The 24,175-nt window shown below is 53.7% G+C and carries 24 protein-coding genes and 2 tRNA genes; 5 read left to right on the forward strand and 21 right to left on the reverse strand.

Features of this window, described 5'->3' with window-relative positions:
* Positions 1 to 429 carry a YhbP family protein gene (locus GC090_RS18005; RefSeq protein ID WP_033739205.1) on the reverse strand — a complete coding sequence of 143 codons (429 nt, stop codon included), beginning with the start codon at positions 427 to 429 and terminating at the stop codon, positions 1 to 3.
* An 82-nt stretch (positions 430 to 511) separates the two neighbouring features.
* Here GC090_RS18005 and GC090_RS18010 point away from each other — a divergent pair, with 82 nt between their 5' ends.
* Positions 512 to 799: a GIY-YIG nuclease family protein gene (locus GC090_RS18010; protein ID WP_058707939.1), complete on the forward strand. Its 288-nt coding sequence runs from the start codon at positions 512 to 514 to the stop codon at positions 797 to 799.
* On the opposite strand, the gene GC090_RS18015 is transcribed toward GC090_RS18010, so the two are convergent.
* Both GC090_RS18015 and ubiT read right to left on the reverse strand, forming a co-directional pair.
* Positions 783 to 1,289, reverse strand: coding sequence for a GNAT family N-acetyltransferase (locus GC090_RS18015; protein ID WP_058702611.1), 507 nt, complete (start codon positions 1,287 to 1,289; stop codon positions 783 to 785). The genes GC090_RS18010 and GC090_RS18015 overlap by 17 nt on opposite strands.
* Positions 1,283 to 1,807, reverse strand: a complete 525-nt coding sequence (gene ubiT, locus GC090_RS18020; RefSeq protein ID WP_006121773.1) for a ubiquinone anaerobic biosynthesis accessory factor UbiT — start codon at positions 1,805 to 1,807, stop codon at positions 1,283 to 1,285. The genes GC090_RS18015 and ubiT overlap by 7 nt, the downstream gene beginning before the upstream one ends.
* A gap of 205 nt (positions 1,808 to 2,012) precedes the next feature.
* Between ubiT and ubiU the strand changes: the two genes are divergently transcribed.
* The 3 genes from ubiU to GC090_RS18035 all read left to right on the forward strand — a co-directional run bounded on the left by ubiU (position 2,013) and on the right by GC090_RS18035 (position 5,025).
* Positions 2,013 to 3,008, forward strand: coding sequence for a ubiquinone anaerobic biosynthesis protein UbiU (ubiU, locus tag GC090_RS18025; protein WP_039338888.1), 996 nt, complete (start codon positions 2,013 to 2,015; stop codon positions 3,006 to 3,008).
* A 9-nt stretch (positions 3,009 to 3,017) separates the two neighbouring features.
* The gene (locus tag GC090_RS18030) at positions 3,018 to 3,902 is read left to right on the forward strand and encodes a U32 family peptidase (protein ID WP_172913057.1); all 885 of its coding nucleotides are present in this window, start codon (positions 3,018 to 3,020) and stop codon (positions 3,900 to 3,902) included.
* 112 nt (positions 3,903 to 4,014) lie between these two features.
* Complete coding sequence (locus tag GC090_RS18035; protein ID WP_324020601.1) at positions 4,015 to 5,025, forward strand: luciferase-like monooxygenase; 1,011 nt, start codon at positions 4,015 to 4,017, stop codon at positions 5,023 to 5,025.
* A 181-nt stretch (positions 5,026 to 5,206) separates the two neighbouring features.
* Here the strand turns inward: GC090_RS18035 and GC090_RS18040 are convergent, their stop codons facing one another.
* From GC090_RS18040 to rlmE, 17 genes are all read right to left on the reverse strand, one after another.
* A complete protein-coding gene (locus GC090_RS18040) occupies positions 5,207 to 7,075 on the reverse strand; it encodes a DEAD/DEAH family ATP-dependent RNA helicase (protein ID WP_058702613.1) in 1,869 nt (622 codons plus the stop codon).
* Positions 7,068 to 7,148, reverse strand: a complete 81-nt coding sequence (gene yrbN / locus GC090_RS23285) for a protein YrbN (protein WP_100208641.1) — start codon at positions 7,146 to 7,148, stop codon at positions 7,068 to 7,070. Before yrbN ends, GC090_RS18040 begins: the two co-directional genes overlap by 8 nt.
* A 103-nt stretch (positions 7,149 to 7,251) precedes the next feature.
* Positions 7,252 to 8,136, reverse strand: coding sequence for a lipoprotein NlpI (nlpI, locus tag GC090_RS18045; protein WP_033739194.1), 885 nt, complete (start codon positions 8,134 to 8,136; stop codon positions 7,252 to 7,254).
* A 129-nt stretch (positions 8,137 to 8,265) separates the two neighbouring features.
* Positions 8,266 to 10,395 carry a polyribonucleotide nucleotidyltransferase gene (gene pnp / locus GC090_RS18050; RefSeq protein WP_324020602.1) on the reverse strand — a complete coding sequence of 710 codons (2,130 nt, stop codon included), beginning with the start codon at positions 10,393 to 10,395 and terminating at the stop codon, positions 8,266 to 8,268.
* Between the two features lie 305 nt (positions 10,396 to 10,700).
* Positions 10,701 to 10,970, reverse strand: a complete 270-nt coding sequence (gene rpsO / locus GC090_RS18055; RefSeq protein WP_006121766.1) for a 30S ribosomal protein S15 — start codon at positions 10,968 to 10,970, stop codon at positions 10,701 to 10,703.
* Positions 10,971 to 11,093: 123 nt separating this feature from the next.
* Positions 11,094 to 12,038, reverse strand: coding sequence for a tRNA pseudouridine(55) synthase TruB (gene truB, locus GC090_RS18060; RefSeq protein WP_006121765.1), 945 nt, complete (start codon positions 12,036 to 12,038; stop codon positions 11,094 to 11,096).
* The gene (gene rbfA / locus GC090_RS18065) at positions 12,038 to 12,445 is read right to left on the reverse strand and encodes a 30S ribosome-binding factor RbfA (RefSeq protein WP_006121764.1); all 408 of its coding nucleotides are present in this window, start codon (positions 12,443 to 12,445) and stop codon (positions 12,038 to 12,040) included. The genes truB and rbfA overlap by 1 nt, the downstream gene beginning before the upstream one ends.
* 65 nt (positions 12,446 to 12,510) lie before the next feature.
* Positions 12,511 to 15,195, reverse strand: a complete 2,685-nt coding sequence (infB, locus tag GC090_RS18070; protein WP_028723648.1) for a translation initiation factor IF-2 — start codon at positions 15,193 to 15,195, stop codon at positions 12,511 to 12,513.
* 17 nt (positions 15,196 to 15,212) lie between these two features.
* On the reverse strand, positions 15,213 to 16,700 hold the full coding sequence (gene nusA / locus GC090_RS18075; RefSeq protein WP_006121762.1) for a transcription termination factor NusA: 1,488 nt from the start codon (positions 16,698 to 16,700) through the stop codon (positions 15,213 to 15,215).
* Between the two features lie 24 nt (positions 16,701 to 16,724).
* Positions 16,725 to 17,177, reverse strand: a complete 453-nt coding sequence (rimP, locus tag GC090_RS18080; protein WP_006121761.1) for a ribosome maturation factor RimP — start codon at positions 17,175 to 17,177, stop codon at positions 16,725 to 16,727.
* 211 nt (positions 17,178 to 17,388) lie between these two features.
* Positions 17,389 to 17,465: transfer RNA gene (locus GC090_RS18085), tRNA-Met, on the reverse strand.
* A 59-nt stretch (positions 17,466 to 17,524) separates the two neighbouring features.
* Positions 17,525 to 17,611, reverse strand: a tRNA-Leu gene (locus tag GC090_RS18090).
* 48 nt (positions 17,612 to 17,659) lie between these two features.
* Positions 17,660 to 17,995, reverse strand: coding sequence for a preprotein translocase subunit SecG (gene secG / locus GC090_RS18095; protein ID WP_006121760.1), 336 nt, complete (start codon positions 17,993 to 17,995; stop codon positions 17,660 to 17,662).
* Between the two features lie 218 nt (positions 17,996 to 18,213).
* Positions 18,214 to 19,548, reverse strand: coding sequence for a phosphoglucosamine mutase (gene glmM / locus GC090_RS18100; protein ID WP_033739188.1), 1,335 nt, complete (start codon positions 19,546 to 19,548; stop codon positions 18,214 to 18,216).
* Between the two features lie 5 nt (positions 19,549 to 19,553).
* The gene (folP, locus tag GC090_RS18105; protein WP_006121758.1) at positions 19,554 to 20,387 is read right to left on the reverse strand and encodes a dihydropteroate synthase; all 834 of its coding nucleotides are present in this window, start codon (positions 20,385 to 20,387) and stop codon (positions 19,554 to 19,556) included.
* A gap of 80 nt (positions 20,388 to 20,467) precedes the next feature.
* Positions 20,468 to 22,396: an ATP-dependent zinc metalloprotease FtsH gene (gene ftsH / locus GC090_RS18110; protein ID WP_033739186.1), complete on the reverse strand. Its 1,929-nt coding sequence runs from the start codon at positions 22,394 to 22,396 to the stop codon at positions 20,468 to 20,470.
* 113 nt (positions 22,397 to 22,509) lie between these two features.
* Positions 22,510 to 23,139: a 23S rRNA (uridine(2552)-2'-O)-methyltransferase RlmE gene (rlmE, locus tag GC090_RS18115; RefSeq protein WP_006121756.1), complete on the reverse strand. Its 630-nt coding sequence runs from the start codon at positions 23,137 to 23,139 to the stop codon at positions 22,510 to 22,512.
* Between the two features lie 126 nt (positions 23,140 to 23,265).
* Between rlmE and yhbY the strand changes: the two genes are divergently transcribed.
* Positions 23,266 to 23,559 carry a ribosome assembly RNA-binding protein YhbY gene (gene yhbY, locus GC090_RS18120; RefSeq protein ID WP_006121755.1) on the forward strand — a complete coding sequence of 98 codons (294 nt, stop codon included), beginning with the start codon at positions 23,266 to 23,268 and terminating at the stop codon, positions 23,557 to 23,559.
* Between the two features lie 106 nt (positions 23,560 to 23,665).
* Here yhbY and greA read toward each other — a convergent pair whose 3' ends face one another.
* Positions 23,666 to 24,142: a transcription elongation factor GreA gene (gene greA, locus GC090_RS18125; RefSeq protein WP_006121754.1), complete on the reverse strand. Its 477-nt coding sequence runs from the start codon at positions 24,140 to 24,142 to the stop codon at positions 23,666 to 23,668.
* Positions 24,143 to 24,175: the final 33 nt, after the last annotated feature.

Genomic DNA, 24,175 nt, shown 5'->3' on the forward strand with positions numbered 1-24,175 from the left:
CTACTCTTCCCGCAGCCAGGCAATCTTTTTGCCAAATCCCAGCGCATTATCGGTCATTTTCAGCTCATCGAGCGTGATTTCCCACAGCGGTGCAGACACGCTGCGTGACATCGGGAAACGTCGCTGATAGGCATGGCGAGCTTCAACCGCCTCCTCCTCACGCAGTTGCCTGATGCGTCCACGATACTGCACCCCTTTTATCAGTAAGACCGTTTTAGGCTGACCATTGATCGTTCCGGCCACGTGAGGATTTTTGCTGGCCAGAAGGCCATGACGTGTATCCGGTTCCGTCATCAACCAGAATGCCATACGTGCCTCATCAAACACGTAGTAACAGTTTGCACACCACAGTTCATTTCCGGCACTGCAGCACAGTGACAGGACATGTTGCTTCTTCAGGTAGCGAATAAGATGGGAAAGATCAGACACAATCAACTCCGGATAAGGGCAACGGATAGCGCACGATGGGGAAGCGCGTTACACTGCCGGGCAGGCATTTCTGGGACAGATTATGAGTCAGCACTGGCAACTTTACCTGATACAAACGGCCGCCGGTCTGTTATATACCGGCATCACGACCGACGTCACGCGCCGCCTTGCGCAACATGAGTGTGGTCGTGGAGCCCGGGCCCTGCGCGGAAAAGGCCCACTGGCGCTGGTTTATGCCTGCGCGGCAGGTGACCGCGCGCAGGCATCCAGGCTGGAATATCAGGTCAAGCAACTTCCCCGGCAACGCAAACTGCAACTGGTTGCCGAGCAACCGCAGAGTCTCGAAACCTGGCTTAGCGCAGTGCGTTAAAGGGGGCTGAATACTCAATGCGCCCTTCCGCGTCGTCGAAGGCATTATCGGCCAGACGGTAAACCTGGAAAGCGGCTTCACTGTCCGGCCAGCGACAGTGCAATCCCCGGCGCGCCGCAGGTTCAAATCCCAGCGGATGAAACAGCGCTGGCTCGCCAAGTACGACTACCGCGCTGTAACCAAACTCATTGAGCGTATCCAGACCTTCGTAAATGAGGCGTTTCGCAATGCCCTGTCCCCGTAAAGGTTCATCAACGGCCAGCGGCGCAAGGCCGACCCAGCCGCGATCCTCGCCCTGCATCGTGACCGGACTAAAGGCAGCATAACCCAGCACTTGTCCTTCATCATCGGTTGCCACGACGCCAAGCGTTAACAGGCCATCTTCGCGCAGTGCCTGTGTCAGTTCCGCCTCGGCCGATGTAGGGAAACAACGTCGGAGCAGTGCATCGATTCCGGCGGCGTCAACGCCAATTTCCGTTCGTATTAACATGAAACACCTGCGCGTGCCTGTGCGGCGTTCGCGTCCTGTTGCATCGTTGTTTCCACAATCGCAGCCATGTGCTGAATGGCGGTACGTAACCCTACGGGCATGGTGTCGAGTTCTATTGCATCCATTACGTTCTTAACCTCCAGTCCCAGTTCAGTATCCCCTTCAATCAGCAATCGACGCTGAAAGAAAAGCATATCAGGATCCGCTTTACGCGCGGCTACCAGCAACAAATCATTGGCATTGCCCCGGAACCAGACATCTGCTTCGGCATGCTGCAACACCTTCAGTCGGCCATCCTCTAGCGTGGTCATCCAGGTGAGATGCATATCAAGGATCTCAATGCCTAAAAAGCGTCCCTGAAGGAAGTCTAACTCACCTTCAGCCAAAACATGACGAAATTGCCAGTTTAAGAGTTGCTGCAAGAGGGGCTTCTTCAAGGTAAACGGGGCAATCTTCGCCGGTAAACCAATAATTTTAGGACCATTTTTCACTAAACTGGCTGAAAACCGCTGAAGCACGCTCGTCACTCCTGTTAAAAAAATTTTAGCTATATTGCCACAGACACCGGTTATCGCCGTCGGTGAGATCAATAAAACCAACAGCTGACCGATTAAAAATACGTCAGCCTCACGCATCAAAACGGCTTTCCCTGCCCCAAATCAAGATTTGCGCAACGCGGCATGACTAGACTCGGGCTCCATCTGTATGTCGAGAGGATTGGGTATGGAGTTGCTGTGTCCGGCCGGGAGCCTGCCAGCCCTGCGCGCCGCCGTTGAGAATGGGGCCGATGCGGTCTATGTCGGGCTAAAAGACGATACCAATGCGCGTCATTTTGCCGGGCTAAACTTTACGGATAAGAAATTACGTGAAGCAGCCTGTTACTTACATCAGCATCGTCGCAAACTGCACGTTGCCATTAATACCTTTGCACACCCTGATAGCGTGCATCGCTGGCAGCGGGCCATTGATGTGGCGGCGGACTGTGGAGCGGATGCGCTGATACTGGCCGATATCGCCACGCTGGCCTATGCCCGCGAACGCTATCCACACATAGCGCGACACTTGTCCGTTCAGGCCTCGGCCACCAATCTGGAAGCCATCCGTTTTTATCACCGTCATTTCACTTTGCATCGCGTAGTGCTGCCCCGTGTTTTATCCCTCCATCAGGTAAAACAACTGGCGCGCAGTACGCCAGTCCCGCTGGAAGTATTTGCCTTTGGCAGCCTGTGTATTATGGCCGAAGGTCGCTGCTACCTGTCCTCCTGGCTCACAGGGGAATCGCCAAACAGCAAAGGCGCCTGCTCGCCGGCGAAGTTTGTGCGCTGGCAGCAAACGCCTGCCGGGATGGAGGTGCGCCTGAATGACGTATTGGTTGACCGTTACGGTGCGGATGAAAGCGCGGGTTATCCCACCCTGTGTAAAGGGCGTTACGAGATTGACGAACAGCGCTACCACGTGCTGGAAGAGCCCACCAGCCTGAATACCCTGGAACTGCTGCCTGAGCTGCTGCGGGCGGGCATTGCCTCAGTGAAGATTGAAGGCCGTCAACGCAGCCCCGCCTATATTTCTGAGGTGGCGCGCGTCTGGCGTCAGGCGATCAATCGCTGTCAGGCCGCGCCGGATAGCTTTGACGTCAGCGAGAAATGGATGCAGACATTAGGGGCGCTGTCTGAAGGAACGCAAACCACGTTAGGTGCTTACCATCGTGACTGGCAATAAGGAGACAGAATGAAATATTCCCTTGGCCCGGTGCTGTGGTACTGGCCTGGCGACACACTGCAACACTTTTACCACCTCGCCGCCCAAAGCAGTGCCGACATCATTTACCTGGGCGAAACCGTATGCAGCAAGCGCCGCGCAACCTCGTTTGCCGCCTGGATGGATTTAGCGCGTGAGCTGGCTGCCAGCGGCAAGCAGGTTGTCGTGAGCACGCTGGCGCTGCTGCAATCCCCATCCGAACTGAAAGAGTTACAGCGTTATGTCGAAAATGGCGAGTTTCTTATCGAGGCCAACGACATGGGGACGGTCAACATGGCGGCGGAGCGCAAGCTGCCCTTTGTCGCCGGTCCTACCCTGAACGTTTATAACGCTGACACATTACATCTGCTGGTGAAAGAAGGTATGACGCGCTGGTGCCTGCCCGTTGAAATGCCACGAGACTGGCTGTTACCTCTGCTGGCGCAGTGCGAAACACGCGGTATTCGCGAACAGTTTGAAGTCGAGGTGCTGGCCTATGGGCATTTACCGCTGGCTCTGTCAGCGCGATGCTTTACGGCCCGCTCGGAGAATCGCGCTAAAGATGACTGCGAAACCTGCTGCCGTCATTATCCGAACGGACGCAGGGTGCTTTCGCAGGAGCAACAACAGGTTTTCGTTCTGAACGGTATTCAGACGCTGAGTGGCTACTGTTACAACCTGGGCAACGATCTGGTAAGCATGCACAACTGTGTCGATATCGTGCGACTTTCACCACAAAGCGAGGAAACCTTAAGCCTTGTTGACCGTTTTCGCGACAACGAAGCGGGCCAGGCCCCGTTAGCGATCGAGAAAAACCGGGACTGCAATGGCTACTGGCGTAAACTGCCGGGGATGGTTTTACAGACCACCGACTGAAACGCACATACAGGCAACAGAGAGTGGGCGTAAAGCGTTTTAATATAGCGAATGTTGCGCAATACTTAATAGTGCAGGGTATGAAACCTGCGCTATAACCTCTGGAGTACCCATGTCTGAGAAAAAAAACGTTCGCCTCTCTGTACTCGATCTTGCCCCTGTTGCTCAGGGCGCTACGCCACGTGATGCGTTTCAGAATTCACTTGCGCTGGCACGTCAGGCCGAAGCTCTGGGATTTGAACGTTACTGGTTAGCTGAGCACCATAATATGACCGGCATCGCCAGCGCCGCCACAGCCGTGTTAATCGGCTATCTGGCCGCAAACACCACGACGCTGCGTCTGGGCTCTGGCGGCATTATGTTGCCCAATCACGCGCCGCTGGTGATCGCAGAACAGTTCGGCACCCTGGCATCGCTGTATCCCGATCGCCTCGATCTGGGATTAGGCCGTGCGCCAGGATCGGATCAGCGCACGATGCTGGCTTTACGTCGCAACCTGTCAGGCATGCAGGCCGATACGTTTCCGGATGATGTGGCCGAGCTGATTCACTGGTTTGATGCAGAAGCTGGCGCGCAGCCGCCTGTTCAGCCGGTACCTGGTTTAGGGATGAAAATTCCCGTCTGGTTACTGGGTTCCAGCCTGTACAGCGCCCAGCTCTCGGCCAAAATGGGGCTGCCGTTTGCGTTTGCCTCGCATTTCGCACCGGACCAGCTGTTCCAGGCTCTGCATGTTTATCGTGAAAACTTTACACCGTCAGCCCGCCTTGCTGAACCTTATGCTACCGTCTGCATTAACATCGTGGCGGCGGACACGGAAAGCGACGCCCGTTTTCTGTTTACCTCAATGCAGCAGCAGTTTATTAATTTGCGTCGCGGCAAGCCCGGTCCGTTACCTGCCCCGGTGCAGAACATGGACAGCCTCTGGTCGCCGTCAGAACAGTATGGCGTCCAGCAGGCTCTGAGCATGTCGCTGGTCGGGGACGTGGATAAAGTGCGTCACGGTCTGGCCTCGCTGCTGCGTGAAACGCAGGCCGATGAGATCATGGTCAACGGTCAGATTTACGATACCGATGCACGTCTGCACTCCTTTAAGCTGGCGATGGAGGCGGCACGCGGGCTGTAAACGCCTCGTTCTGTTTCGCGCCAGGTAAAAGGCAAAGACAAAAAGGGAAGCCTGCTGGCTTCCCTTTACTTATCTTGCTTCCCCGCTGTCTCAGCCGGTCTGCCCTGACAGGGATTTACCGCAAGGGCAAAAAAAAGGGAAGCCCGCAGGCTTCCCTTTTTATCATGCGAAATCGTCTCGCTTATGCGTCACGACGACGAGGTGCAGCAGCACCGTCTTCACGACGTGGACCACGACCGCCTTCACGGTTAAAGCTGCGTCCACCTTCACGACCACCTTCACGGCGCTCAGAAGAGAAACGACGGCCCTGACCTTCAGGACGAGGACCACGACGCTCGCCAGAACCTGAACGACGCTCACCACGGCCACCTTCATGCGGCTGTGCATCACCCAGCAATTGCATATTCATCGGCTTGTTGAGAATACGCGTACGGGTAAAGTGCTGCAGGACATCGCCCGGCATGCCTTTCGGCAGTTCGATCGTCGAGTGCGTACCAAACAGTTTGATGTTACCGATGTAACGGCTGCTGATGTCGCCTTCGTTAGCAATCGCGCCAACGATGTGACGAACTTCAACACCGTCATCACGGCCCACTTCAATGCGATACAGCTGCATGTCGCCAACATCGCGACGCTCACGACGTGGACGATCGCCATCACGGCTGTCACGTGGACCACGGCTGTCGCGACGATCATCACGCTCACGGAATTCGCGGCGCGGAGGACGCGGTGCGTCAGCAGGTACGATCAGCGGACGCTCACCCTGTGCCATTTTCAGCAGGGCGGCAGCCAGCGTTTCGATATCCAGCTCTTCTTCAGGCTGCATTTTGGTCAGCAGTGCACGGTACTGTTCCAGATCGCTGCTTTCCAGCTGCTGCTGAACTTTCGCGGCAAACTTAGCCAGACGACGCTGACCCAGCAGCTCTGCGTTTGGCAGCTCAACTTCCGGAATAGTCAGCTTCATGGTGCGTTCGATGTTGCGCAGCAGACGACGCTCGCGGTTCTCAACGAACAGCAGTGCGCGACCCGCACGACCCGCACGACCCGTACGGCCAATGCGGTGAACGTAAGATTCGGCGTCCATCGGGATATCGTAGTTAACAACCAGGCTGATACGCTCAACGTCCAGGCCACGAGCCGCAACGTCAGTCGCGATCAGGATGTCCAGACGACCATCTTTCAAACGCTCCAGCGTCTGCTCACGCAGGGCCTGGTTCATATCACCGTTCAGGGCCGCGCTGTTGTAACCGCTACGCTCCAGCGCTTCAGCGACTTCCAGAGTGGCATTTTTGGTACGAACGAAGATGATCGCCGCATCAAAATCTTCTGCTTCCAGGAAGCGAACCAGTGCATCGGTTTTACGGCCGTAAGCCGTCCAGTAGCTCTGGCTGATGTCAGGACGCGTTGTCAGGCTCGACTGAATACGCACTTCCTGCGGATCTTTCATGAAACGCTTGGTGATGCGACGAATCGCTTCTGGCATGGTGGCAGAGAACAGCGCGGTCTGATGACCTTCCGGGATCTGCGCCATGATGGTTTCAACGTCTTCGATGAAGCCCATACGTAACATTTCATCTGCTTCGTCCAGCACCAGACCACGCAGATTAGACAGATCTAACGTGCCACGCTTCAGGTGATCCAGCAGACGACCTGGGGTTCCCACAACAACCTGGGGTCCCTGGCGCAGAGCACGCAGCTGCACGTCATAACGCTGGCCGCCGTAAAGGGCAACTACGTTCAGACCGCGCATGTGCTTAGAGAATTCGGTCATCGCTTCAGCAACCTGAACCGCCAGTTCGCGGGTCGGAGCCAGCACCAAAATTTGCGGTGCTTTAATAGTCGGATCAATGTTGTTTAACAGCGGCAGAGAGAACGCTGCCGTTTTACCACTCCCGGTCTGCGCCATGCCTAACACGTCACGGCCCGCCAACAGGTGAGGAATACACTCAGCCTGGATTGGGGATGGCTTTACGTAGCCCATACCGTTCAGTGATTCAAGGATGTCGGCGTTCAGGCCAAGGTCTGCAAAAGTGGTTTGAATATCAGTCATGTAGTACACGTGCCTCGTTGATTGCGGCGGCCAGTCTACATAACTCGTCGTGAAAACTTTCAGTCATTTTCATCAAAAAGTGTGAACCGGCTCAAATTAGAAGTTTTGACGAACAGAAAAGCCCTCATCCCTGAAGATGATGACTTGACAGGTTTACAGGCAAAAAAGTTCGTCAGCTATTGCTGGTCAGATTCTGATAAATCGTCTTGTGCCTGGCCGAGTAGCGCCAGTTCCAACAATGCGTATCGGTGTTCAACAAAGTTATTCACGTTGTTGGCGACCGCCAGTTTGAACAACGCTTCTGCGTTGTCCTTCTCCCCCAGACTTAGGTAATACTTACCTAAATAGAAGTTGGTTTCACTGAGATGTTCAGCGAGCGAGGTGTTATCCGTTGCGTCCGCCTTGAGACGTTCCATCAGTGTTGCTTCGCTGATGTCGCCCAGGTAGAACTCGACAATATTCCATCCCCATTGGTCCTTAACCGCTTTATCGTAACGCTGTTTAAGCGCCACTTTTGCTTTGGCTGCGTCCATCTTGCTTTCAACAAGATAGAGCCACAAGCTACGGAAAGGATCGTTAGGATCGTCTTGATAAAACGCCAGCAGATCATCTTGCGCTAACTTGTATCGACCACCGTAATAGAGGGCGATACCACGATTTAAATGCGCATAGTTGTAAGTTGGATCAAGCTCAAGTACAGAATCAAACGCTTCATAGGCGGCATCATAGTTGCCCGCCTGCGTTAAGTATATACCAAGATAGTTAAACACTTCTGGCATATCAGGTCTTATAGACAGCGCTTGCGAAAAATCGTTCCGCGCTAATGCCCTCAGACCCAAACTATCATACAACACTCCGCGCTCATATAACAGCTGTGCGCGTTCATCATCGGTAAGGGCTCGACTGGCAAGAATTTGTTCCATGCGAGCCAGAATCACTTCCTGCTGCAGTGTGGGCTGTAAAGGTACTGCAAGAACTTCGTTCTTACGCCAATTGGAGTTGCTGCATCCTGCCAGCGTCAAAGCTGTCGCAACAAAACACCAGCGCAAAAAAGGCTTCATTTCCCACTCCCGAATACAAACATTGGGACAACCGTCCTGTTATCCGCCTGCTGTGCACAAGGATTCCTGCCCTCGCGATGACACAAAAGCCTCCCCCTGCCAGGCAAGGAGAGGCAAATCAGGAAAGACTTATTCAGCGTCAGGTGCGCTCTCAGCTGCAACAGCCTCAGGCTTGGTTTCTGTCGCTTCTTTGATGCTCAGACGAACACGGCCCTGGCGATCCACTTCCATCACCTTCACCGGTACTTCCTGACCCATCTGCAGATAATCCGTCACTTTCTCAACGCGCTTATCAGCGATTTGTGAAATGTGCACCAGGCCTTCTTTACCGCCGCCGATAGCAACGAAAGCACCGAAATCGACAATGCGCGTGACTTTACCGCTGTAAATGCGGCCCACTTCGATTTCAGCGGTGATCTCTTCGATGCGACGAATCGCTTCTTTCGCTTTCAGGCCATCAGTTGCCGCGATTTTCACCGTACCGTCATCTTCGATTTCGATGGTGGTGCCGGTTTCTTCGGTCAGCGCACGGATAACAGAACCGCCTTTACCGATCACATCTTTGATCTTATCTGAACTGATTTTGAAGGTGTAAATGCGCGGTGCGAACTCAGAGATTTCCTGACGCGGCGTGCTGATAGCCTGCTCCATCACGCCCAGAATGTGCAGACGTGCACCTTTGGCCTGATTCAGCGCTACCTGCATGATCTCGCGAGTGATGCCTTCAATTTTGATGTCCATCTGCAGCGCGGTGATACCGTCACGGCTACCCGCCACTTTGAAGTCCATATCACCCAGGTGATCTTCATCACCCAGAATGTCAGACAGAACAACAAATTTGTCGTCTTCTTTTACCAGGCCCATCGCGATACCGGCAACAGACGCTTTAATAGGTACGCCCGCGTCCATCAGCGCCAGAGAAGCACCACAGACGGAAGCCATAGAAGATGAACCGTTTGATTCAGTGATTTCAGACACGACACGAACGGTGTAAGGGAAATCTTCCACTTTTGGCATTACGGCCAACACGCCGCGCTTCGCCAGACGACCGTGACCAATTTCACGACGCTTAGGCGAGCCCACCATACCGGTTTCACCTACTGAGTAGGGAGGGAAGTTGTAGTGGAACAGGAAGCTGTCGGTACGCTCACCCATCAGTTCATCCAGGTTCTGCGCATCGCGGGTGGTACCCAGCGTTGCGGTCACCAGCGCCTGTGTTTCACCACGGGTGAACAGGGCTGAACCATGGGTACGCGGCAGTACGCCGGTCCGCACGTCCAGACCACGAATCATGTCTTTTTCACGGCCATCGATACGCGGCTCGCCGTTCAGAATACGGGTACGAACAACCGTCTTCTCCAGGCTGTGCACGATATCACCGATTTCAGCCGCATCCAGGGATTCGTCTTCCGCCAGCAGCGCTGCGATGGTTTCGTCTTTGATGGCGTCAACCTGGGCATAACGCGCTTGCTTGTCAGTGATACGGTACGCATCGCTGATACGCGCTTCAGCCAGGGCCGCGACACGTGAAATCAGTGCGGTATTGGCCGCTTCTGGCTGCCAGTCCCAACGCGGTTTGCCCGCTTCAGCGACCAGTGCATTAATGTTTTCAATCACCACCTGCTGCTGATCGTGGCCGAACACCACAGCACCCAGCATTTGTTCTTCAGACAGGATTTCTGCTTCAGATTCCACCATCAGAACGGCGTTCTGCGTACCTGCAACCACCAGATCCAGACGTGACGTTTTCAGTTCGTCAGCCGTTGGGTTCAGTACGTACTGGTCATTGATATAACCCACACGCGCCGCACCGATTGGGCCATTGAAAGGCAGACCCGACAGCGCCAGCGCGGCAGAGGCACCGATCATCGCAACGATGTCTGGGTGAACCTGTGGGTTGACCGAAACAACGGTCGCAATCACCTGAACTTCGTTAACGAACCCTTCCGGGAACAGAGGACGCACCGGACGGTCAATCAGACGTGAAATCAGCGTTTCACCTTCGCTTGGACGACCTTCGCGACGGAAGAAGCTGCCCGGGATACGACCAGCAGCGTAAGTACGCTCCTGATAGTTAACGGTCAGTGGGAAGAAGTCCTGGCCTGGTTTGGTTTTTTTCTGGCCAACAACGGTGACAAAAACAGCGGTGTCATCCATGCTCACCATAACGGCGGCAGTCGCCTGGCGAGCCATCATGCCGGTTTCCAGCGTGACGGTATGTTGACCATATTGGAATTTGCGTACGATCGGATTAAGCAAAATCAAAGTCCTTAACATCGGGGCAGTGCTATCTTGAGCCTGCCATTAATTACCGATCTCCGTTGCATCCTCGCGACTAATGACAACCCTTAACCGCCCCTGCGGTAAAGCCTCTCATTAGCCGCGCGAACCTCTGCAAACAAAGATCACACCCAACAACAATACATGAGTTTGCTCAGGATTGCTGCGCATTGCTCGAAAAAAGGGGCCATAAAGGCCCCCTTTTCATGAAACTCGCACAAATCTGATCGCCAAAGGGGTTTTAGCACACATTTGTGGCATCCCAGACGATCCGATTTTAAGACTTAGCGACGCAGACCGAGGCTTTCGATCAGGCTGCTGTAGCGTGCAACGTCTTTACGCTTCAGGTAGTCCAGCAGCTTACGACGCTGAGATACCATGCGCAGCAGACCGCGGCGGCTGTGGTGGTCTTTTTTGTGCTCAGAGAAGTGGCCCTGCAGATGGCTGATCTGCGCGGTCAACAGTGCAACCTGAACTTCAGTTGAACCGCTGTCGTTAGCACCACGACCATATTTAGCAACGATCTCTGCTTTAGCTTCTACGCTTAGAGACATAATAAACTCCAGTTAAATGAATGTATGGGCGCCGATCTCTAATTCAGCATCCCGCTTTAAAGCCGCGCTATTCTACTCTTCGCCAGAAGGCAACGCAAATGCCCTTAATGAAAAGCGCACAACTTAATTCTGATACTCAACCACTAAACGGCGTGGAGCAATCCGGCCATCGTCGGCCACTTCTGCCATACCGATAAACTTGCGTGTTTCACCTTCGGTGACCCGAACCAGCCCCTGGTCAGGTGCCTGACTTGCATGCACCGGCTGGCCCTGTTTAAAGTAGGCCGCCACATCCGCTGACAGGTTGACCGCAGGAAAATCCGCAGCCGGACTGTCCATGGGCAGCAGCAGAGGATCGAGCTGTAACGCCAGATCGTCGCCTGAGGCGTTCGCCTCTGCCTGCAACGCCTGAAGCTGCTCCAGCGTGACCATTCTTTCGAAGGGATAGCGTGCTACCTGCAAACGACGCAGCATGATGACATGCGCACCGCAGCCCAGCTTTTCACCCAAATCGTCAATAATGGTACGGATGTACGTACCTTTAGAGCAGTGAATTTCCAGCTCAAGCTCACTGCCCTGCCAGCGAATAAACTGCAAGTCATACACGGTGATCGGCCGGGGCTCACGTTCGATAGTGATGCCTTCGCGGGCATATTCATACAGTTTCCGGCCCTGATGTTTCAATGCTGAAAACATCGACGGTACCTGCATAATGTCACCACGAAAACTGTCCAGTGCGGTATCCAGATCGGCCTGGGTAAAGGTCACGGGACGCGTTTGTACCCGGTTCCCGTCCGCATCGGAGGTATCGGTACGTTCACCTAACCGGGCAATCACGCGATAACGCTTATCGGAATCCAGCAGATACTGCGAGAACTTGGTGGCTTCACCCAGACAGATCGGCAACATGCCGGTTGCCAGCGGATCAAGTGCACCGGTGTGTCCTGCACGGTTAGCGTTAAAAATGCGCTTCACCTTCTGCAGAACATCGTTAGACGACATGCCTTGTGGCTTATCCAGCAACAAAACGCCATGGACGTCGCGACCGCGACGACGAGGACGACTCATTACGCCTCCTCGTCATCATCCGTGGTTTCTGGACCACGACGCTCAACGTCTTTTTTCACCACGTTAGTCACGAGGTTGGACATGCGCATCCCTTCAATCAACGAGTTATCGTAGAAGAAGGTCAGTTCAGGCACGATACGCAGGCGCATGGCTTTACCCAGCAGCGTACGGATATAACCCGAGGCTTCTTTCAACGCTTTCAGGCCATTTTTTACGGCTTCTTCATCTTGATCGTTGAGGAATGTCACAAACACTTTGGCGTAAGCGAGGTCACGTGATACCTCAACACCCGAAACGGTCACCATCATGCCAAGGCGTGGATCTTTAATCTCACGCTGCAGAATCATCGCAATCTCTTTTTGCAGCTCCTGTGATACACGCTGCGGACGGCCAAATTCTTTCGCCATTTTTATTTCTCCCAAATAATTCGGGAGGCCAGCGGCCTCCCAAATTGCATCATCAACGCCAGGACTTAAGCGATGGTGCGTTTAACTTCAATCACTTCGAAGACTTCGATCATATCGCCGACACGAACGTCATTATAGTTCTTCACGCCGATACCGCACTCCATGCCGTTACGCACTTCGTTAACGTCATCTTTAAAGCGACGCAGTGATTCAAGCTCACCTTCGTAGATCACCACGTTATCGCGCAGGACGCGGATTGGGTTGTGACGCTTGATGTTACCTTCCGTCACCATACAACCTGCGATAGCACCAAATTTCGGTGATTTGAACACGTCACGCACTTCAGCCAGACCGATGATCTGCTGTTTGTACTCTGGTGCCAGCATACCGCTCATTGCGGCTTTCACTTCGTCAATCAGGTTATAGATGACGGAGTAGTAACGCAGATCCAGGCTTTCAGCGTCGATGACGCGACGCGCAGATGCGTCCGCACGGACGTTAAAGCCAAGGATAATCGCGTTAGATGCGGCTGCCAGCGTCGCGTCGGTTTCGGTGATACCACCTACGCCTGAACCCACAATCTTCACCTTCACTTCGTCGGTGGAGAGTTTGAGCAGGGAGTCGGAGATCGCTTCCACAGAGCCCTGAACGTCGGCTTTCAGCACGATGTTCAGTTCAGATACTTCGCCTTCGGTCATGTTAGCAAACATGTTTTCCAGCTTAGATTTCTGCTGACGTGCCAGTTTCACTTCGCGGAATTTGCCCTGACGATACAGTGCCACTTCACGGGCTTTCTTCTCGTCACGCACCACGGTCGCTTCATCACCTGCCGCCGGAACACCGGACAAGCCGAGGATCTCAACCGGGATAGACGGGCCCGCTTCCATGACTTCACGTCCCAGTTCGTCACGCATTGCACGAACACGGCCGTATTCGAAGCCACACAGAACGATATCGCCTTTGTTCAGCGTACCTTCGCGTACCAGAACGGTCGCAACCGGACCACGACCTTTGTCGAGGAACGATTCGATCACAACGCCGCTGGCCATACCGGCACGAATGGCCGTCAGCTCAAGCACTTCTGCCTGCAGCAGAATCGCGTTCAGCAGATCGTCAATACCGGTACCCGCTTTCGCAGAGACGTTGACGAACATGTTTTCGCCGCCCCACTCTTCCGGAATGATGCCGTACTGTGTCAGTTCATTTTTAACACGATCCGGATCGGCTTCTGGCTTATCGCACTTGTTGACAGCAACCACAACCGGCACTTTCGCGGCTTTGGCGTGCTGAATCGCTTCGATGGTTTGTGGCATCACACCATCATCTGCCGCCACCACGAGGATAACGATATCCGTTGCCTGCGCACCACGTGCACGCATCGCGGTAAACGCGGCGTGGCCCGGGGTATCCAGGAAGGTGATCATACCGTTGTCGGTTTCGACGTGGTATGCACCGATGTGCTGTGTAATCCCGCCCGCTTCGCCAGAGGCGATTTTGGTCGAGCGGATGTAATCCAGCAGTGAGGTTTTACCGTGGTCAACGTGGCCCATAATGGTCACAACCGGCGCACGCGCTTCCTGCGCTGCATCGGTATCACGATCGTCCATTACCGCTTCTTCCAGCTCGTTTTCACGACGAAGGGTCACCTTGTGGCCCATTTCTTCGGCAACCAGCTGTGCGGTTTCCTGGTCGATAACCTGGTTGATGGTCGCCATAGCGCCCATTTTCATCATCGCTTTGATGACCAGTGAACCTTTAACGGCCATTTTGTTAGCCAGTTCAGCAACGGTGATGGTTTCGCCAATCACCACATCGCGGTTAACCGCCTGTGCTGGCTTGTTGAAGCCCTGCTGCAGAGCGCTTGGCTTACGATGCTTACCACCTTTACCACCACGAACCTGCGCACGGGCTTCTTCGCGGTCGGTTTTGGCTTCTGAATGCTTGTTGCCTTTTTTCACCGGACGCGCGGCTTTAGCACTGCGCGTGCGGGCACGACCCGCTTCGACCTGACGATCGTTCTCGTCTTCGGCCTGACGGGCATGTGTTGAGGTGGTGACGTGATAGTCGCCCTTATCCTCTTCTTCAGGCTTTTCCCATTCAGCCGCTTTTTCTTCGGCTAAACGGCGGGCTTCTTCCGCGGCGAGGCGGGCAGCCTCTTCCAGCTTACGACGCGCTTCTTCTTCCGCTTTACGCTTCAGTTCAGCGGCTTCAGCTTCACGACGTGCTTTATCGGACTGGGCGGCCTTGGTCACTTCGTCGGTAGGTTGATTAGTCACTTTCTCATTTTCCGCTGCTGCACGCTTAGCCTTTTCAGCGGCTTCGCGCCTGGCTTTCTCTTCGGCTTCACGTTGCGCTTTTTGTTCCGCTTCACGACGCGCCTGTTCAGCGGCCTCGCGTTGCGCCTGCTCTTCCGCTTCACGCTGCGCCTCGGCTTCTGCTTCTGCCTGAGCTTGCTCAGACTCTGCATCACCTTTTACATACGTGCGCTTTTTGCGGACTTCGATTTGCACCGATTTACTTTTACCCCCGGTGCCAGGAATATTCAAGGTACTACGCGTTTTGCGCTGCAGGGTCAGTTTGCCTGAACCGGCCTGACCATGCTTCAGGTGAGACAGTAAGGTTTCTTTCTCATGCTGGGTCACCGCATCATTTTCAGACTTTGGGATCCCCGCATCAGCAAACTGCTGTACCAGGCGATCGACCGAAGTCTGAATTTCTGCTGCCAGCGATTTTACGGTTACATCTGTCATGCTGTTCCTTCCTGTTATTACGCGTCATCGCCGAACCAGCAGATATTGCGTGCGGCCATAATCAGCGCGCCAGCTTGCTCATCAGTCAGCCCTTCAATATCAGTCAGATCGTCAACACCTTGCTCAGCAAGGTCTTCCAGCGTGCAAACGCCTTTGGATGCCAGGCGGAAAGCCAGTGCACGATCCAGACCCTCAAGATTCAAGAGGTCTTCTGCAGGTTCCTGATTCCCCAGGCTCTCTTCTTTAGCCAGTGCCAGGGTGGTTAACGCATTTTTTGCTCGTTCACGCAGGGCTTCAATGGTCTCTTCGTCGAGGCCGTCGATTTCCAACAGCTCGTTAATTGGCACATAGGCCAGTTCTTCCAACGATGAGAAGCCCTCTTCCACCAGAATGGTGGCGAACTCTTCGTCGATGTCGAGATGTTTAGTGAACATATCGATCGCTGCATGGGCTTCAGCCTGATGCTTCGCCTGCAGATCATCGACGGTCATCACGTTCAGCTCCCAGCCACTCAGCTGTGAAGCCAGACGCACGTTTTGGCCATTACGGCCGATCGCCTGGGCCAGATTGCCAGCCTCAACGGCGATATCCATCGTGTGGTTGTCTTCATCAACCACGATTGACGCCACATCAGCCGGAGCCATGGCGTTAATAACAAACTGTGCCGGGTTGTCGTCCCACAGCACGATATCGATACGCTCGCCGCCCAGTTCACTGGACACGGCCTGAACACGCGCACCGCGCATACCGACGCAGGCACCCACCGGATCAATACGTTTGTCGTTCGTTTTTACTGCAATTTTAGCGCGTGAACCCGGATCGCGGGCTGCGGCTTTAATTTCAAGCACTTCTTCGCCAATTTCTGGTACTTCAATGCGGAACAATTCGATCAGCATTTCTGGCTTTGAGCGGGTCACAAACAGCTGTGCACCACGCGCTTCCGGGCGAACGGCATACAGAACACCGCGAATACGGTCACCAGGGCGGAAGTTTTCACGCGGCAGCATATCCTCACGCAGGATTACCGCTTCAGCATTGTTGCCCAGATCCAGTGAAATGTTGTCACGGTTAACTTTTTTCACCACGCCGGTGATGATTTCGCCTTCCTGCTCACGGAACTGATCCACGACCATTGCGCGCTCGGCTTCACGTACTTTTTGCACGATAACCTGTTTTGCGGTCTGGGTAGTAATGCGGTCAAAGGTGACAGATTCAATCTGATCTTCAACGTAGTCGCCCAGATTGAGGGACTCATCTTCGTAGCGAGCCGCATCCAGCGTGATCTCACGCGTTGGCTGAGTGACCTGCTCTACGATTTCCCAACGGCGGAACGTATCAAAGTCGCCACTTCTGCGGTCGATGCTGACGCGGACGTCAATTTCCTGCTCGTACTTTTTCTTGGTCGCAGTCGCCAGCGCGCTCTCCAGCGCTTCGAAGATTTTCTCACGCGGCAGGGCTTTTTCGTTAGAAACGGCTTCTACAACAGCTAAGATCTCTTTGTTCATCCTGGTTAGCCTCAATCCGGACTTTTAAAAGTGGGGGACCAGGTTCGCTTTCTGAATATTACTCAGCGCGAACACCTCGTCATTACCCTCAACGTTTACCGTTATCATCTCGCCTTCTACAGACTTGATGATTCCCTGCCATTTACGGCGGTTTTGAACGGCCATACGCAGCACCAGGCTCACCTCATCGCCGGTAAAGCGTGCATAATGTTCTGCAGTGAACAGAGGACGGTCGAGCCCCGGTGAGGACACTTCAAGGTGGTAAGGGACGGTGATGGGATCTTCCACATCCATCACGGCACTCACCTGGTGGCTGACGTCCGCGCAATCGTCAACATTGATGCCATCTTCACTGTCAATATAGATGCGCAGGGTTGATGTGCGACCACGAACGAATTCAATTCCGACCAGTTCGTAGCCGAGCGCTTCTACCGGAGCAGATACCAACTCTGTCAATTTTTGCTCTAATGTGGACAAGCCCACCCCCAAGACATAAAAAAAGGGCCTATAGCCCAGTATTACGATTCGCTAATAACAAAAAACCCCGAATAGTCGGGGCTTTTTATCACTGGACCCTGTATGCCGCATTGCGGCCCGGACGCCCATCCAAAAGAATTTTTTTCAAAATTCGCTGCTAATGCGCCCGTCGATGCATACAGTATATTTGAAAAAGAACTCTAAGGGAAAGTGGTTGCGGGGGCCGGATTTGAACCGACGACCTTCGGGTTATGAGCCCGACGAGCTACCAGGCTGCTCCACCCCGCGTCCGAAAACGTGGCGAATGTTACGCCGATCATGCATAAAATGCAAGTCTAACTAAGATTTGGTACCGAGGACGGGACTTGAACCCGTAAGCCCTTTCGAGCACTACCACCTCAAGGTAGCGTGTCTACCAATTTCACCACCTCGGTACTGCACTGACTGCGACGCTGAACTGCCGCTTATGACGCTTAACGCTATTAATGCGGGATATCGTTGCCCGGCGTAGCCGGTTTAGCTGGCTGAGTCTGCTGTTGAGACTGAGCTGGCGCAGTGAGGTTATCCCACTCACTTCCTTTGGCTGTTTTATTACTGTTCAGGTTACCCAGAATCAAGCTGATGACGAAAAACAGCGTAGCCAGTACGGCGGTCATACGAGTCATGAAATTACCTGACCCTGTTGAACCGAACAGCGTACCTGACGCGCCTGCACCGAATGATGCACCCATATCAGCGCCTTTGCCTTGCTGCAGCATGATAAGACCTACCAGGCCAATTGCTACAATAAGGAAAACAACTAACAGAGCTTCGTACATAATCAACCTGTTTCCTTGCGCGTAATCCGCACAGTTAAAGCTTCAACCAATTTGACGGGGAGTTTCTTCATCACCCATCAGAAGCGGGTGTGAATACTAACCAATGGCGCATACCTCTGCAAGTGCAATTTACATGCGGCACGCTGATTGCAGAAAAAAGCGCCAGTGCGATGATTTTGCAGGCAGGTTCACTGCGATGTCCCCGCCTGCCAGCTGCCTCAGACGGCTTTAACCGCATCGGCAATTCGATTCGCCAGCGCCGTCACCTGGGTTTCATCCTCACCCTCTACCATTACGCGGATTAGCGGTTCCGTGCCTGATTTACGCAGCAGCACGCGTCCTTTTCCGGCCAGGGCTTTTTCCACGTCCTCGGCTACCGCTTTAACGGCATCGCTTTCCAGCGGATCGTGCTCGCCGGCGAAGCGGACATTTACCAGCACCTGAGGCAGCATTTTCATGCCGGTGCAGAGATCGTGCAGGCTCATATGGTTACGAACCATAGCTGTAAGTACTTGCAAACTTGCAACGATGCCGTCACCCGTAGCGATCTTATCCAGCAGGATCACATGACCGGAGTTTTCCGCTCCCAGGCGCCAGCCTTTTTCCTGCATTTTTTCCAGTACATAGCGGTCGCCCACTTTTGCACGAACAAACGGAATACCCAGCTGTTTCAGCGCCAGCTCCAGCCCCATGTTGCTCATCAGCGTGCCGACCACACCACCGCGCAACTGTCCCTGACGCAGACCTTCGCGGGCGATGATATACAGAATCTGGTCCCCATCCACTTTCTTGCCAAGGTGGTCGACCATCATGATGCGATCGCCGTCACCGTCATAGGCCAGACCGATGTCCGCTTTTTCAGCCAGTACGCGTTCCTGCAGCATCCTGAGATCGGTCGCGCCGCATGCTTTATTAATGTTCATGCCATCAGGCTGGACGCCAACTGCAATCACCGTCGCACCGAGTTCACGCAGGACATTAGGCGCAATGTGATAAGTGGCACCGTTTGCACAGTCGACGACAATTTTCAGGCCACTGAGGCTGAGTTCGCTGGGGAACGTACCTTTACAAAATTCAATGTAACGCCCGGCCGCGTCAACAATACGGCTGGCACGCCCCAGCTGGGCGGATTCCACGCAGGTAAGCGGTTTTTCCATTTCCAGTTCGATCGCCTCTTCCACGTCATCGGGCAGTTTCGTCCCTTCGGCGGAGAAAAACTTAATGCCGTTATCATCAAACGGATTGTGCGACGCGGAAATCACGATGCCGGCTTCGGCACGGAACGTGCGGGTCAGATAGGCAATAGCGGGCGTGGGCATTGGGCCGGTAAAGGCCGCGGACAGCCCTGCGGCTGCGAGACCGGCTTCCAGCGCGGATTCCAGCATATAGCCTGAAATGCGCGTGTCTTTACCAATGATAATTTTTTTGGAGCCGTGACGGGCCAGTACTTTACCCGCCGCCCAGCCGAGCTTTAATACAAAGTCAGGGGTAATCGGTGACTCACCGACTTTGCCGCGAATCCCATCGGTACCGAAATATTTACGTTCGCTCATGCTCTTCATCCTTTCGCTCTTTGTGTCGCTTCAACCACCCGCATCGCTTCGACGGTTTCTTTTACATCGTGGGCGCGAATAATGTGCGCGCCCTGCATGGCGGCAATAACCGCACAGGCCAGGCTGCCCGTCAGGCGCTGGGAAGGCCCCACATTCAGCAGTTGTCCAATCATTGATTTGCGTGACATGCCAACCAACAGCGGCAGCGCAAAACGGTGAAATTTACTGAGGTGGGCCAGCAGTTCATAATTGTGGCTGAGATTCTTACCGAAACCGAAGCCCGGGTCGAGTAACAGATTCTCTTTTTTTATGCCTGCGGCTTCGCAGCGGGCCAGTTGTTCAACGAAGTAAGTGTCCACTTCGCTTACAATATCCTTATAGGCGGGTGCCTGCTGCATCGTACGCGGTTCGCCCTGCATATGCATCAGACAAACCGGTAAGCCCGTTGCCGCTGCCGCTGCCAACGCGCCAGGCTCAGACAGCGAGCGCACATCATTGATAATGTGAGCCCCTGCGCTGGCGGCTTCACGAATCACGTCGGCTTTGGACGTATCGACTGATATCCATACCTCAAAGCGTTGAGCGATAGCTTCGACCACCGGAATCACCCGTTCAAGCTCCTCCTCAACGCTCACTTCGTCAGCGCCCGGACGCGTGGACTCACCCCCCACGTCAATGATTGTTGCGCCAGCGTTCACCATCTCGTTAGTGTGCGTTAACGCATCGACCAGCGCATTGTGTTTACCACCATCGGAAAAAGAGTCCGGCGTGACGTTGAGAATGCCCATCACATGTGGAAATGACAAATCGAGATGGGAATCACGGGCGAACAGTTTCATGGTGAAAAACTCCTTGTGGCTCAATGTATAGATGTAAAAAACCCCGGACCAGCCGGGGTTTTATTAAAAGACCTGACGTCTTATTTGTCGAACTGTTCTGACATGGTATTGCCTGGATTCGGCGTACGCGGTTCATCGACCGGACGCGGGGCCTTTGGCGTACCGTTACTGTCTGAATTGCTGCTGCCCGGATCTTCCCAGCCTGCTGGCGGACGCACTTCACGGCGTGCCATCAGGTCGTCAATCTGCGGTGCATCAATGGTTTCATACTTCATCAGCGCATCTTTCATCGCGTGAAGAATGTCCATGTTTTCGCCCAGGATCTGGCGAGCGCGCTGATAGTTCGTATCGATCAAGTGTTTAACTTCCTGGTCGATAATACGGGCAGTTTCATCTGACATATGCTTGGCTTTTGCCACTGAACGGCCCAGGAACACTTCACCGTCTTCTTCAGCATACAGCAGCGGGCCCAGTTTCTCAGAGAAGCCCCACTGGGTTACCATGTTACGGGCCAGGTTGGTTGCCACTTTGATATCGTTAGAGGCACCGGTAGAGACATGTTCTGCACCGTAGATGATCTCTTCCGCCAGACGACCGCCGTACAGGGTCGAAATCTGACTTTCCAGCTTCTGACGGCTTGCGCTAATCGCATCACCTTCAGGCAGGAAGAAGGTCACACCTAATGCACGACCGCGCGGAATAATGGTCACTTTGTGCACCGGATCGTGTTCCGGTACCAGACGACCAATAATCGCGTGGCCGGCCTCATGGTAAGCCGTAGACTCTTTCTGTGCTTCGGTCATCACCATGGAACGGCGCTCTGCACCCATCATGATTTTGTCTTTGGCTTTTTCGAATTCCACCATCGACACAACGCGTTTATTGCTGCGTGCAGCAAACAGCGCCGCTTCGTTCACCAGGTTCGCCAGATCGGCACCGGAGAAGCCTGGCGTACCGCGCGCAATGATGGCCGCATCAATGTCGGTTGCCAAGGGTACACGACGCATATGCACTTTCAGAATCTGCTCACGACCACGTACGTCTGGCAAGCCCACGACAACCTGACGGTCAAAGCGGCCCGGACGCAGCAGCGCAGGGTCAAGTACGTCTGGACGGTTGGTCGCGGCAATCACGATGATGCCTTCGTTACCTTCAAAGCCATCCATTTCAACCAGCATCTGGTTCAGGGTTTGTTCACGCTCATCGTGCCCTCCCCCTAAACCGGCACCACGCTGGCGACCAACGGCATCGATCTCATCGATGAAGATAATGCACGGTGCCGCTTTCTTAGCCTGTTCAAACATGTCACGGACGCGAGACGCACCCACACCGACGAACATTTCAACAAAGTCAGAACCTGAAATGGTAAAGAACGGTACTTTCGCTTCACCGGCAATGGCTTTCGCCAGCAGGGTTTTACCGGTACCCGGCGGGCCGACCATCAGAACGCCTTTCGGGATTTTACCCCCCAGCTTCTGGAAACGGCTCGGTTCACGCAGGTATTCGACCAGCTCACCGACTTCCTCTTTCGCTTCGTCACAGCCTGCTACGTCAGCAAAAGTGGTTTTAATCTGATCTTCCGTTAGCATGCGGGCTTTGCTCTTACCAAAGGACATTGCGCCTTTGCCGCCACCGCCCTGCATTTGCCGCATGAAGAAAATCCACACACCAATCAGCAGTAACATTGGGAACCAGGAAATGAAGATCGACGCCAGCAGGCTTGGCTCTTCAGGCGGCTCACCAACCACTTTAACGTTCTTGGTCAACAGGTTATCGAGTAACTTGGGATCATTGACAGGAATGTAGGTGGTGTATTTATTACTGTCTTTTTTGGTTACGTTAATTTCACGCCCGTTAATACGTGCCTCGCGGACCTGATCCTGGTTCACTTCCGACAGGAAGGTTGAATAATCAACCCTACGGCCATTTGACTCGCTGGGCCCAAAGCTCTGGAAGACTGACATCAGTACAACCGCGATGACTAGCCAGAGAATCAGGTTTTTCGCCATGTCACTCAAGGGATTAACCTCATATTACAACGGTGTTAACAGATAGCGTAGGGTACTATAGATCCTTCGTACATGGAATCGCAGCGGGAAGGCTGGATGATCCACCACGTTGGCTACAGCTTGCGCCCAGTCGCCACAATATAAACTTCACGTGAACGTGAACGTGAAGCGTCAGGCTTACGTATTTTCACTTTCGTGAACAGGGATCGAATTTCCCGCAGGTATTCATCAAAGCCATCCCCCTGGAACACTTTCACTACAAAACTCCCGCCGGGAGCCAAAATGTCACGACACATCTCTAACGCCAGCTCAACCAAATACATCGACCGGGGAATATCTACGGCAGGTGTACCACTCATATTCGGTGCCATATCAGACATGACGACCTGGACTTTCTGATCGCCCACACGCTCAAGCAACGCGTTAATCACCGATTCTTCACGAAAATCGCCTTGAAGAAAATCGACACCAACAATAGGATCCATAGGCAGGATATCACATGCAATGACACGCCCTTTGGACCCAATTTGCTGTACCACATATTGCGACCAGCCACCGGGTGCAGCACCCAGATCTACCACGGTCATACCGGGTTTGAAAAGCTTGTCACCCTGTTGTATTTCATCAAGTTTAAACCAGGCGCGCGAACGCAACCCTTTTTTCTGTGCCTGGAGCACGTATTTATCGCTAAAGTGTTCCTGTAGCCAGCGGCTGGAGCTGGCTGAACGCTTTTTACCGGTCATAAAATTTCCAACTAAATCGTCATCGTAGCGATAAATCTGCACGCAGTAGGTTGCGTCGATTTGGCGATATACCCGAGATGGCGGTAGAATGAACCGTTTTCAATCCCCGAGTAAGTAAATAATACGATGAATCTAAGTACCAAACAAAAACAGCACCTGAAAAGCCTCGCCCATCCGCTCAAGCCAGTCGTCATGCTCGGAGGCAATGGCCTGACCGAAGGTGTGCTGGCAGAGATCGAACACGCGCTGGGACACCACGAGTTAATCAAGGTGAAAGTCGCCTCTGAAGATCGTGAGACCCGGCAGCTGATCGTCGACGCTATCGTACGTGAAACTGGCGCCGTCAACGTTCAGTTGATAGGTAAAACGCTGGTGCTGTATCGCCCCGCTAAAGAGAGCAAGATTTCTCTGCCACGTTAAGTGGGCAAAGAAAGTGCCATGCTCTTACATGGGATAAAAGGCCGCAGCGCGGCCTTTTTCCTTTCTTTACATTGTACTGCAACCCGTTACAAAAGGTTGCCACCTGTCAGATGTATTCCACCTTCAGGATTTCGTACTCCACATCGCCGCCCGGCGTTTTAATAATCGCCACGTCATCGGCTTCTTTCCCCACCAGGCCACGCGCCATTGGCGAGTTAACAGAAATCAGATTTTGCTTAAAGTCTGCTTCATCGTCACCTACGATGCGGTACGTAAACTCTTCATCCGTATCCACATTCAGGACCGTCACCGTCGCGCCAAAAATGACGCGGCCGGTTTTAGGCATTTGGGTGACGTCGATAACCTGCGCATTAGAGAGTTTGGCCTCAATCTCCTGAATACGTCCCTCACAGAACCCCTGTTCTTCACGCGCAGCGTGGTATTCGGCATTCTCTTTCAAATCGCCGTGCTCGCGGGCCTCCGCGATGGAGGCAATAATGCGCGGGCGTTTCACCGTTTTCAGCTCATGCAGCTCTTCGCGCAGCCTTTCAGCGCCTCTTAACGTCATCGGAATCTGGTTCATTTTAGCTCCTCGTCATCAATCCTGTTTCACGGT

Origin of the sequence: Pantoea sp. JZ29, assembly GCF_035190385.1 — a bacterium.
GTDB lineage: Bacteria > Pseudomonadota > Gammaproteobacteria > Enterobacterales > Enterobacteriaceae > Pantoea > Pantoea stewartii.

Coding starts and splice junctions, on each gene's coding strand:
- yrbN (WP_100208641.1), bottom strand. CDS start 7,148: ATGAAAATGACTGAAAGTTTTCACGACGAGTTATGTAGACTGGCCGCC.
- ubiU (WP_039338888.1), top strand. CDS start 2,013: ATGGAGTTGCTGTGTCCGGCCGGGAGCCTGCCAGCCCTGCGCGCCGCC.
- secG (WP_006121760.1), bottom strand. CDS start 17,995: ATGTACGAAGCTCTGTTAGTTGTTTTCCTTATTGTAGCAATTGGCCTG.
- folP (WP_006121758.1), bottom strand. CDS start 20,387: ATGAAACTGTTCGCCCGTGATTCCCATCTCGATTTGTCATTTCCACAT.
- nlpI (WP_033739194.1), bottom strand. CDS start 8,136: ATGAAGCCTTTTTTGCGCTGGTGTTTTGTTGCGACAGCTTTGACGCTG.
- yhbY (WP_006121755.1), top strand. CDS start 23,266: ATGAATCTAAGTACCAAACAAAAACAGCACCTGAAAAGCCTCGCCCAT.
- glmM (WP_033739188.1), bottom strand. CDS start 19,548: ATGAGCGAACGTAAATATTTCGGTACCGATGGGATTCGCGGCAAAGTC.
- GC090_RS18035 (WP_324020601.1), top strand. CDS start 4,015: ATGTCTGAGAAAAAAAACGTTCGCCTCTCTGTACTCGATCTTGCCCCT.
- nusA (WP_006121762.1), bottom strand. CDS start 16,700: ATGAACAAAGAGATCTTAGCTGTTGTAGAAGCCGTTTCTAACGAAAAA.
- GC090_RS18040 (WP_058702613.1), bottom strand. CDS start 7,075: ATGACTGATATTCAAACCACTTTTGCAGACCTTGGCCTGAACGCCGAC.
- infB (WP_028723648.1), bottom strand. CDS start 15,195: ATGACAGATGTAACCGTAAAATCGCTGGCAGCAGAAATTCAGACTTCG.
- truB (WP_006121765.1), bottom strand. CDS start 12,038: ATGAGTCGTCCTCGTCGTCGCGGTCGCGACGTCCATGGCGTTTTGTTG.
- rbfA (WP_006121764.1), bottom strand. CDS start 12,445: ATGGCGAAAGAATTTGGCCGTCCGCAGCGTGTATCACAGGAGCTGCAA.
- rpsO (WP_006121766.1), bottom strand. CDS start 10,970: ATGTCTCTAAGCGTAGAAGCTAAAGCAGAGATCGTTGCTAAATATGGT.
- GC090_RS18010 (WP_058707939.1), top strand. CDS start 512: ATGAGTCAGCACTGGCAACTTTACCTGATACAAACGGCCGCCGGTCTG.
- rlmE (WP_006121756.1), bottom strand. CDS start 23,139: ATGACCGGTAAAAAGCGTTCAGCCAGCTCCAGCCGCTGGCTACAGGAA.
- GC090_RS18015 (WP_058702611.1), bottom strand. CDS start 1,289: ATGTTAATACGAACGGAAATTGGCGTTGACGCCGCCGGAATCGATGCA.
- greA (WP_006121754.1), bottom strand. CDS start 24,142: ATGAACCAGATTCCGATGACGTTAAGAGGCGCTGAAAGGCTGCGCGAA.
- GC090_RS18030 (WP_172913057.1), top strand. CDS start 3,018: ATGAAATATTCCCTTGGCCCGGTGCTGTGGTACTGGCCTGGCGACACA.
- ftsH (WP_033739186.1), bottom strand. CDS start 22,396: ATGGCGAAAAACCTGATTCTCTGGCTAGTCATCGCGGTTGTACTGATG.